This window comes from Veillonella sp. CAG:933 (assembly GCF_000431435.1).
Taxonomy (GTDB): Bacteria; Bacillota; Negativicutes; order Veillonellales; family Veillonellaceae; genus Veillonella_A.
Map to the genome: position 1 here is coordinate 23,625 of NZ_HF986225.1, position 9,867 is coordinate 33,491.

The 9,867-nt window shown below is 34.6% G+C and carries 13 protein-coding genes; all 13 read right to left on the reverse strand.

Going from position 1 to position 9,867, the window contains the following annotated elements; genetic code table 11:
* Window positions 1-988: transposase (locus QZL64_RS11105; RefSeq protein WP_296309576.1), on the reverse strand; the 988-nt coding region annotated here is incomplete at its 3' end.
* A gap of 192 nt (window positions 989-1,180) precedes the next feature.
* Complete coding sequence (locus QZL64_RS11110; protein ID WP_021842047.1) at window positions 1,181-1,417, reverse strand: hypothetical protein; 237 nt, start codon at window positions 1,415-1,417, stop codon at window positions 1,181-1,183.
* Between the two features lie 22 nt (window positions 1,418-1,439).
* Complete coding sequence (locus QZL64_RS11115) at window positions 1,440-1,871, reverse strand: hypothetical protein (RefSeq protein WP_021842048.1); 432 nt, start codon at window positions 1,869-1,871, stop codon at window positions 1,440-1,442.
* Between the two features lie 485 nt (window positions 1,872-2,356).
* The gene (locus tag QZL64_RS11120; RefSeq protein ID WP_021842049.1) at window positions 2,357-3,034 is read right to left on the reverse strand and encodes a Bax inhibitor-1 family protein; all 678 of its coding nucleotides are present in this window, start codon (window positions 3,032-3,034) and stop codon (window positions 2,357-2,359) included.
* The gene (locus QZL64_RS11125) at window positions 3,015-3,479 is read right to left on the reverse strand and encodes a type II toxin-antitoxin system HicB family antitoxin (RefSeq protein ID WP_021842050.1); all 465 of its coding nucleotides are present in this window, start codon (window positions 3,477-3,479) and stop codon (window positions 3,015-3,017) included. Before QZL64_RS11125 ends, QZL64_RS11120 begins: the two co-directional genes overlap by 20 nt.
* 130 nt (window positions 3,480-3,609) lie before the next feature.
* Complete coding sequence (locus QZL64_RS11130) at window positions 3,610-4,194, reverse strand: ATP-binding protein (RefSeq protein ID WP_021842051.1); 585 nt, start codon at window positions 4,192-4,194, stop codon at window positions 3,610-3,612.
* A gap of 23 nt (window positions 4,195-4,217) precedes the next feature.
* Window positions 4,218-4,505 carry a hypothetical protein gene (locus QZL64_RS11135; RefSeq protein WP_021842052.1) on the reverse strand — a complete coding sequence of 96 codons (288 nt, stop codon included), beginning with the start codon at window positions 4,503-4,505 and terminating at the stop codon, window positions 4,218-4,220.
* Between the two features lie 84 nt (window positions 4,506-4,589).
* Entirely contained in the window at window positions 4,590-5,063 is a 474-nt protein-coding gene (locus tag QZL64_RS11140; protein WP_021842053.1) for an ASCH domain-containing protein, read from the reverse strand.
* Entirely contained in the window at window positions 5,060-5,755 is a 696-nt protein-coding gene (locus QZL64_RS11145; RefSeq protein WP_021842054.1) for a hypothetical protein, read from the reverse strand. Before QZL64_RS11145 ends, QZL64_RS11140 begins: the two co-directional genes overlap by 4 nt.
* Window positions 5,733-6,728, reverse strand: coding sequence for a hypothetical protein (locus tag QZL64_RS11150; protein ID WP_021842055.1), 996 nt, complete (start codon window positions 6,726-6,728; stop codon window positions 5,733-5,735). The genes QZL64_RS11145 and QZL64_RS11150 overlap by 23 nt, the downstream gene beginning before the upstream one ends.
* Before the next feature lie 28 nt (window positions 6,729-6,756).
* Window positions 6,757-7,167 (reverse strand): hypothetical protein, encoded by a 411-nt coding sequence (locus tag QZL64_RS11155; protein ID WP_021842056.1) that lies wholly within the window; start codon window positions 7,165-7,167, stop codon window positions 6,757-6,759.
* A gap of 275 nt (window positions 7,168-7,442) precedes the next feature.
* Window positions 7,443-8,885, reverse strand: coding sequence for a hypothetical protein (locus tag QZL64_RS11160; RefSeq protein WP_296309578.1), 1,443 nt, complete (start codon window positions 8,883-8,885; stop codon window positions 7,443-7,445).
* 339 nt (window positions 8,886-9,224) lie between these two features.
* Window positions 9,225-9,867, reverse strand: a 643-nt coding sequence (locus tag QZL64_RS11165; protein ID WP_296309579.1) for a hypothetical protein, incomplete at its 5' end; no start/stop codon positions are given.

A 9,867-nucleotide genomic window follows, 5' to 3' on the forward strand; every position in this document is an offset into this window, starting at 1 on the left:
TGACTCTTCCGATCCTGGAATTCTGTTTCCATAACGGATTCACACCGAGGATCAGAGTCCCTGCTTGATGCTTCACGCAGAAATCGATAATGCCCCGACTGATCTTATGACACTGATCCTTTACAAAGTTCGCATGATGATAAGAAAGATCAGATAATCTCTTCGATGGGATATATCGGTTTTTATGTCCCCTTGTCAGGATGGAAACATACTTTGCCTTCTGTTTATGAAACCACTGCGTATCAGATAAGACAGCTCCGCCTTTGTAGATTGCTGATGATTCATCATCACATACGATAGCTGCGAAGTTGTCAGTCCCGAAATCAATGGCACAGGTATTCGGCATGGAAGTTTTGATCACAGGTTCCGGTTCTTCAAATGTCAGACAGAGTAAGAATCTTCCATGATATGGTTTGATCTTGACATCTTTCAGAAAAGCATCCTCTGAGATATTTGAGAAGTACAAACGTTCCTTTGTGATCGGAAGTTTCAAGGATACACCATCTTGTTCTGGATACAAAACGGCATCCTGATTCGTGATGATCACAGTCGCAAGATCCCGTTTTTTATAATGCGGCATCCTAGGCTTTCCCAGATACTTTTCCGGATGTTTCTTGAAATCTCTTAAAGCGGTCAGCCAGTTCTTAAAATCCGTGACAGCCTGTTTTGTCATCTGCTGAGCCGTCTGTTTTGGAAGACCGGCAAAGAAATCCGGATTATCTGTCACACGCATCAGCTTTTCCAGATGATAATAAGAGATCACTTTCCGGACATGGATCGTTGGATAAGCTTTCTGCAACATAGCGATCTCTTCAAAGACTCCGATCTCGTTTTCTGTCCGATGCTCCTTCTCATATCCGGTAAAAACATTACGGACACGAAAAAGAGCAGCATTGTACAACAACTTTGCTTTTCTGCAGAGGTTGTCGCAATAACTGTAGATCGTATTTTCGGATGAGATCACCCGTTGTGTCACGGTAAATGCCATATGGTTGTATCCTTTCTGATGTCTGGGAAACATCGTATTTATAAATTTCCTTTTTGTTCCTACATTATAAATATGCGAGATTTTATGAGAAATATTTTTCATATATAAGATTTTGGATTCCTTTTGAAAGTTATTCGATACTATATAAAAGAACAAAGAGGAAAGGAAAATCTAGGGTTCATCAAGGCGCATTCACCCACGCCCATGCGGTGCAATTGCTCTTATGGACATGGTACTCTGCTTAGCTTTAATAGAAAGCAAAAACGTTTCTCTCAGTAATATCTTATCTTCTAATGACATTTCCTTGATTTGATCAATAGTTAATGTATCCAAGGTTTCGTGAATTCTTTTTCGATGCTGTTCCTCTATCCGGTATAATTCATCAAGCTTCTCTTTTTCTTCTAACAACGTATTTAATAAGCCATTCATATGTCTTTCTCCTTTATTTGTCTTAATAGGGACTTATTTCATCCATGTCATGCAGCAATTGGTCATACTGTTCTTTTATGTAGTAAAACTCACCTTTGTAATAATTAAGTTCGTCTTTCATTTTGTTTACTTGATCTGGCGCTAATTCTGTTTTCCTATATTCTAATAACTCCTTTAATGCCACGATTGTAATTTTGTTTAGATATGTATTTGTACAAGCTCTGTATCTATCTATTGCATTTTTGATAGCATCATTATTAAGATTCACGTCTAATAGTTCTGCATCCTTATTTGAGATATCGTACTGAGTAACGCCCAGCATTCTTGCAATTCCTGTTACGGTTTCTTTATATGCTAATAATTCTTGTAAGCATTTTTCTGTCTGTGGACTGTCTTCATATTCTTTGTAATATGCAATCAGCTCTTCAATTTTTTCTTTCGGTGTTTCTGTCATTTCTCCATTCTCCTTCTATCCCAAGATGAAACATTTACATTTTCTTCTTTATTTAAATATGCGAGATTTTTCAAAAGATATTTTTCATATATAAGATTTTAAATGATAGAACTGGCTAATATTAACAAAAAACAGACTAGCGATTGAACAACTAATCTGTTTTTGGTATTTTTTCAATTATGTTTTTATGATTTGACTACATATCTCCATGTGGGCAAATCTAAAGCAAGAACTACTTGAGGATTTTCTCTAATTTGCTTTTTCAGATCTTTCAATTGGGTATAAGCCTCTTTTTCATATTCATCTATTCCTTCATCCGTATAATCATTTAATAAATTCCTCATGATTCTTGATATTTTTATACAAAATTTGAACAATTTGTCCATCGGACTGTTCTACGGAAACATATTTCGGATATGTGTAATTAATATTTGATTTCACTTTGCATTCTCCTTTCTGTGATCTATCTTCATATATATAAGTAATCAGTCATTGTCTTTTAAGATTGCCAAGAGATCAACAAAAAGATTGATCAGATCCAAATAGATATCTGCACCAAAAATGATCGCATTTGCTACATTATGGGATGCATGCTGTGCTGACACAAAATCATGTCCGATATATAAAGAAAATACGATCGCTGAAATCCATGTTACAATTCCAGAATTTAAGCCTGCAAAAAGACACACAATATATGCAATGATAATGCCTAACAGTGCAACAAAAAGCATTCTTCCAATTCCTAAGAAAAATTTAGGAAAAACAGAGCTAAGAATCACCATACAAACAGTAATGATCGTTGTAATGATCAATGCTTCTAATACAATATCAGATTTTCCAACATAATCATTTAAGGTTGTAGATAATGTTGCACCACACGGAATTACCAGCATATTGTAGCCTATGAATTTTAAGATCACCGATTTACAAAATGTCATTATGGAAATTCCAACAATTGCGATAAGCAGATATCCAATTAACAATCCTTTTAATGGGATCCTTGTTATATAATCTCTGAAAAACGCACATGTAATGAGATTTATCAACAAGCCATATAGTACAATGGCTCCGATCAGCAAATTATATGTTCCCCCATTTAAGTATATATTTTCTAATTTTGAACTAAATTTTATATCCATTTTTCTACCGCTTTTTATTTTCATTCCTGATATCTCCTATATTATCTTTTTCACGTTCTTCTGCAATTTTCATAGCTAATGCATTTTGCAACACTTTTGAACAACTAATTCCATATTTTTTGACTTCATCGTCCATCCAAACAGGAATAGAACAATTCTTTCTAACAGACTTATTTTTCAAACGGCTTAGATAAGATTCCGTGTTAATGTCTACATAAGTCATGATTCCTTCCAAACATCCATATTCTTTCGAAACCTTAGCAAATCCTTCTTCATAAGTCATTGGTGTAGGAAGTCCTTTTTCATCCAATTCCAGATCTGCAACTTTTAAAGAAATCGCATCTCTTGCCATTTGAATCGCATCATATAGATCGGCAGCTTCTGTATGAATTTCAAGTCCTGGGACATATACCAAGAATCCGTTTTCTTTTGTATCTTCTGTTAAAAAAACAGGGTATGCTTCTTTCACTTTTCATCTTCCTTTCTTCTTTGTTTAATACAAATATGATGAATTTCGCAATTTTTATTTTTCATATATAAGATTTCGGATTCTTTTTGAAGATTATCCGATATTATATAAATACTACCTTTTGAGTCATCTAGATTACTTCCCTGCTTACCTTTTGGATCAGTTTTTCTACAAGAAAATCCATGGTTTCAGATTGCGTGTGATCATCCTTTACATATTCAACCAATTCTTGATCCATGTTCATAAGATCAATGCTTTCTACAAATTTTTCAATCATTTTAAGCTCTTCGTTCTCATTGAATTTTGTAAATTCCACTTTGTTACGAAATCTTCGTTTTAATGCTTTATCAAGAATGTCTTCTCTGTTTGTTGCAGCAATTACAATCTGTCCATGTACAAGATTATCCAGACATTGCATCAGAGATATGACAATTCGTCCCATTTCTGCATCTGGGCCGGAATTATGTTGCCTAGCTTGTCCAATACAATCAATCTCATCCAACATCAATACACATTTCATTCCTTTGCAATAATCGAAAATTCTTGATAAATTTTGTGCCGTTTTTCCCATATATGAATCAATCAGATTAGAAAAGTTCAAATATGCATATGGAAGCCCCAATTTATATGCAACATATCTTGCAAATTCAGTTTTTCCTGTTCCAGGAACCCCATATAGAAGCGTACTATTATGATAGGAAATGCCATATTCCATTAGTCTATCTGATACTTTTGTTCCTACAAGAATCTGATATACAGTTTCTGTTGTTTTTCTCCAACATAATATCGATCTTCACGAAATCCGGAAACATCTTCTAATGACATATAGGCTTGAAGATTTGGAGGAAGTTCCATAAATGTTGAGTTTCCATTTTCTAAAAGTTTTTGATAGTAATTAAGATTCGCTGCGTTCTTTTTTGTTGTATCATTTTTGCAGCATACGATCGCTGCATTTTTCGCATCCTGTATTTTATTTTTCGCCAAACATTCAATAACTGAAAGCATGTTATTATCTAATCCTGCCATATATTTTCCTTTCTTCGAATATAGTTTTCATCTTCAATATAAATATGAAAGAATTCAAACAAAATTATTTTCACATATAAGATTTCATGGCAGATAGCAGAATGATTGTGGGGCTCTTTTAATCCCAAAATCGCTTAATTCTTTTGGAATATCGAATTTGATCACATTTTTCAATTGGTAAGCAACTGCAGTATCTCGCTTTCGAAAATACTGATCATAAAACTTTTTGTTTATTCCAGGATATTCTTTGGTCTTTTCCCAGATCACTTCTGGTGTATCCACAAGAACTTTTTCAACTTCTGCTTCTCCCACAATTTTCATGATTGGAGCTGTCTCATATATCAGTATTTTGCTAATTGGAATTCTGTTTGGCTGTTTTCGATATTCGAACTTTTTGGTTCCATTGAAAATCTTTTCTACATATTCCGGACGAATTGAAAACAATGCTGTTTTTGCATTGACTGATTCTCTTGCTGGTTCAACAATTGATTTGACTTCTTCGTTGGATAATTCTTTATTCAGCAAACTGGTATTTTTAATTTTTTCTTGCAAAATCATTTTATACTCTTCCCTTTCATTAGATTTTGTAATTCTTCTTTAGAACATATATTATGAATATGATCACACTCAATTTTAATGATATTACCATCAGAATCTATTATTGAAAAAGAATTTTCTTCTTCGTTGATCTCAATTATGATACCAGATATCCAATGAGTTGGCTCCTCTCTATCTAATACAACTTTACAGTAATCTCCGATACGAAGATTGTATTCAAAATCAGAATCTGAATAATAGTCAATCACTTTTTCAGGATTAAGGTCACCTGGGTTTGTCAGATATACATTAACTTCGCCAATCATCTCTTTCTCTTCCTCCAAATCTTTTATATTTACATTTTTTAGATTTATTAAGGCATTGATACAATGATGCATTAACAATCTGGCATCCTTCTCTTTTCCACTAACATGCATTTCGATAGTCTTTGTCACGTTATATGCAACATACAGAAAAAATATTATTCCGCAGATTGCACAAAATGTTGAGATTATGGGATGATACTGTATGACCTGCAGAAAACTTGCTGGGGGTGGTATTGGATGAAAAGGATGTGTTTCTTCATATCCTATTGGTTCATAAACAAACGTAAATTTCATTACCAACAAAACAAATATGCTTCCAAAGAATCCAACAAATGATTGGAATAATAATAGCTGATATAAAAACTCAAATATTTTTCTTTTCTTCATCTTGTAAATCGCCCTCTTTTCTTATGCTTCTCAATTCCTTTCCTATGAAAAACAACAGAATCAAAATAAGAATAATCGCCATTACAATTCCGCTTTTGTCCCATTGACCAATCCAAAGCCCTGTTACAACATATTGTAATATAATAATCAAGACGTTCTCATCTTTAGCTCCTGCAAACAATACTAATAGTGTAGAAAATAAAAATGAGACCATATAAAACAGAAAATATCCATTAGGATAACAGGGCTGTAATTTTGCAGAGAACAATAAGAACCTGTCTTTTGTATTTGTAAGTTTTTCTTTTGGAGTTTGATAGAAAGCAAAATCTTTATATAAGCGATCATATTTTGCAGATTTTATGAGACTTTTTCCACAAACTGATCCATTCCCAAGCTCATTGGAAAACTTAAAATCAGTAATTGCTTTTTTATTTTTCAAGCCATGAATTGCAAGATTGTTATATTTTTTTGCAACATCATCTAAGGAGTATGTTAAAAATACTTTCTTATGACTCTTTTGAACCACAAGACTTTTCACTGTTTTTAATTCTTGATCCGAAAATTTTTTTGGTATCAAAAAGATTTTGTTTCCAATAAACGTAGCTGTTAATTTTCCATGATTGGAACGATAACTGATTTGACATTTTGGTTTGTATACAAAAAAAATATCTGCACCTTTAATGTATTTATTATAGATCTTTTCATTCGTTTCAAATTTCATATGATTTTTATCATTATAATAGTATTTCAACTGTCCTATATCTTTTTTTATGACAAAATATTTTATATTACACTCATATTTTTGATATGAATTTTGAATGACTTTTAATTGACCCTCTGTAATTTCTTTGCCATAAAAATTACGGTCCGTTTCTATCTTATTTTGTCTCAGATTGATACAGAACATCGTAATGATTGGAATCAAAGAAATGATAACTCCAGTATATACAATTATTTTCATTATCTTTTTCATAATTAGACTCCTTTTTTTACGTATACTCTTACATTGTAAGTATAAGGACGACTATGAAAAATAAAATTTCAAAACTGCATAATGTAATTAAGTATCCATCTGAATGATATGTTTTGACAATGTAATTCAAAAATTTAAGTTTTAATGCTGTTTTTGTATTAGTATCCTTCACATAGTATTCTGCGTCTGAATATAAAGAGTCGTATTTTCCAGGTTTTACAAAAGTTTTTCCATATACATAGGCATTGATATTTAAATTTTTATCAGAATAAGTATAACCCGAACATACTCTCTGCCCTTTGAAATCTTTTAATTCACATTCCTGATCATCATATTCAGGATCATATTTCAAGTTATCCTGATTTTCGTCATTGGCGAGGCTCCACCAGCCATTCAAAGAATGACAAGTGGCTTCCAATGGTGGTATGGCGATCGACACTTCGTTCTCCTCACTTCGTGCGATCCTTTTTTGATAGAGAGTTTCCTCTATCGGAACACCGGTCGTTGCATCCCTGAGCCGATCTGAGAACGCCTGTCCTCTTTAAAAAAAAGGTCATTTGCCGTCAGAAAGGAGATCCATTGATCCGGTCACAGACAGTCCCTGTGTTCCAGTCATCCTGCAATGCATCCGGGATAGGACGGCAGTTTTCTCTGAGGGACTCCGGCTCACGCCCGGTACAGGATGACTCCATAGATTCATTTGTAAATAGGTTATCAGTTTCTATGTAAGACAGGATCCTGATAGGACAGGAGATCCTGTGTAGTGACTTTGTTGATGAGTTTCGTTATGGATCCCCATTGCTGCGGGATCAGGGCACGGACTTTTTCATCCTTCAGGTAAGGTTTCAGATAGGATGGGATCGATTCTTTATATCCCTGTCCTCTCCTTGCGATACAGAGAGCCGCGGCTTCATGAATGCTGAGTCCGTATCTTCTCAGATATCGCATTTTCCCAGCCTTGGACGTATACGCCGGATGAACAAACTTGACACCGATATGATACTTCACGGCTTTTGAGATCAGAAGTTCCCGGATACAGGCACTGGCGAACATACTGATATGCCAGTGTCTTTTTCGATGCTTGTCGTAAAACTTCTTTCTCTGGATACTTTTAATGTTCTCTGCTGTGATTGGTTTGTACTGTTGATCCGCATATTGAAAGATCTTTTCCAGAGCTTCCGAGATCTGATGTTTGATCTGGCCACTCCTCTTTCCTTCTATATCATAATAAAAAACTTTATGATGCAGGAGATTTCCACTCTGATCTGTCTCTGTCATTGCGATATGATCAAAGTTAACATCGATTCCGATCGTTCCATCTCCATAGTAATTGTTCATATCTTCCGGTTCTTTCGTCAGGATACAGCGGATCTGCCAGGCAGTTCCACAGTCTACGATCTCCCATGCGATCGCACCTTTTCGTTCTTGTAACCAGGTTTCGATCCATTCCTGCCCGTAAGGGAATGTGACATTTGGAAAACAGATCCTGTTTCCATCCCAGTCCGTCATACTCCGATACTCTAATGTTTTTGTTTCAATATCATAATGGAAAACAAAATTTCCATATTTACAGTCTTTTCTGCCAGAGATCATCATTCTTTGATTCCTTCGTTTCTCTAATGCTCGGTGTCGTTCTGGAATCGCCCGGTTCTTTGTCAGCCTCTTTCCACCAAACTTTACCTTGAGAGGGTGATCTTTGAATCTTTGTTGTTTAACCTCCAGTCGTTTCAGTTTATGCTCCATATTCGCGATCTGTGTCTTTAACTGCCGAAGCTTTCGATCCAGCCATTGATGTTCGAACAGATACAGTGTTTCATAGGTCCATATCCTTTGGAAGAACTGCATTGTCACACTGCCATCTTTTTCATACTTGATGTTTGCAGATCCTTTCAGTGATTTCTTTGGATCTTTTGTATGCTTGATGATCGATTCCTTGATCTTCAACAGCTTCTTGCGATATTTTTTCTTCTTACGGAGAACCTTTTGGATTGCTTTCATATCATCTTTGGCATCGTCAATATACAACTTCGTCAGTTCCTGTCCGGATTTGATGAGTGCTCTAGCGTTTCCAATAGCGGAATTAATGAAGTAATCCTTACATCCGTATATGTCCTTCAACTTCAGCTGATGAGATAGCTCTTTTCCGTCATCTTTCAAGAACTTCCGATCCTGTCTCTGCCATAAAAAAGAAGTGCGTTTCATGGAATTGAATGCGAAAAGATCCTGCAAGATCCGTTCGTTATTTTCTTGCCGTAGATCCGTCTTTTTAATATATCTTGATGTGAGACATTTCTTCATCTTCGTACTCCTTTCTTAGCCTTCTACTATAAATATGAGATATTTTTGAAAGAATATTTTTCACATATAAAGATTCTTGCTTTTTAAAAGAAAACGGGCGAGAATCCTCCCGCCCTGGCATTCATCCACCAGCTATTCCTATCCTAAGAATGACAACTGGTTTTCTTCCATTTCTTTTTTTCATCATTCTTCACACAATCAAACTCCTTTTTTTCCGTTTTTAAACACATATATACATACTGCTGGCACCAAAACTGTTACAATTAACAAGGATTCAACCAAATACGCAAGACCCAAAAAATCATTTGAACGATATGTTTTAACAGCAAAATTCAAAAACTTAAGTTTTAATCCCATCTTTGTATTAGCATCCTTCACATAGTACTTAGCATCTGGATACAAAGAATCGTATTTTCCAGGCTTTACAAAAGTTTTTCCATGTATGTACGCATTTGTTTTTAATTTCTTATCGAAATACGAATAGTTTGAAATTACTTCTTGTCCTTTGTAATCTTTTATCCCGTATTCTTGTTTATCTGCATATTTACCATTGATAAAGATCTTATCCTGTGTCTGTTTCCATACTGATTTTTTAATGTTGGTTAATTCGTCCTTAGAAAATTTCTTTGGAGTAACATATAAAGTATTACTTTCAATTTCCGCATCCATTCGTCCGTTAGTAGACTGATATACCACATTACATACTTTCTGGTACATTGTGAATTTATCACAATCAGCAATATATTTATTGTATACTTCTTCATTTGCATAACCTGTAATTGTATAATGCCTATTTGAACTGCTTTGTGAACTACTCCCACCTAAAGAGGTCGGAGCTTCC

Excerpts from the sequence above, each read along its gene's own strand:
- QZL64_RS11110 (WP_021842047.1), bottom strand. The coding sequence starts at position 1,417 with ATGAATGGCTTATTAAATACGTTGTTAGAAGAAAAAGAGAAGCTTGAT.
- QZL64_RS11115 (WP_021842048.1), bottom strand. The coding sequence starts at position 1,871 with ATGACAGAAACACCGAAAGAAAAAATTGAAGAGCTGATTGCATATTAC.
- QZL64_RS11120 (WP_021842049.1), bottom strand. The coding sequence starts at position 3,034 with ATGAAAATAAAAAGCGGTAGAAAAATGGATATAAAATTTAGTTCAAAA.
- QZL64_RS11130 (WP_021842051.1), bottom strand. The coding sequence starts at position 4,194 with ATGGAATATGGCATTTCCTATCATAATAGTACGCTTCTATATGGGGTT.
- QZL64_RS11135 (WP_021842052.1), bottom strand. The coding sequence starts at position 4,505 with ATGGCAGGATTAGATAATAACATGCTTTCAGTTATTGAATGTTTGGCG.
- QZL64_RS11140 (WP_021842053.1), bottom strand. The coding sequence starts at position 5,063 with ATGATTTTGCAAGAAAAAATTAAAAATACCAGTTTGCTGAATAAAGAA.
- QZL64_RS11145 (WP_021842054.1), bottom strand. The coding sequence starts at position 5,755 with ATGAAGAAAAGAAAAATATTTGAGTTTTTATATCAGCTATTATTATTC.
- QZL64_RS11150 (WP_021842055.1), bottom strand. The coding sequence starts at position 6,728 with ATGAAAAAGATAATGAAAATAATTGTATATACTGGAGTTATCATTTCT.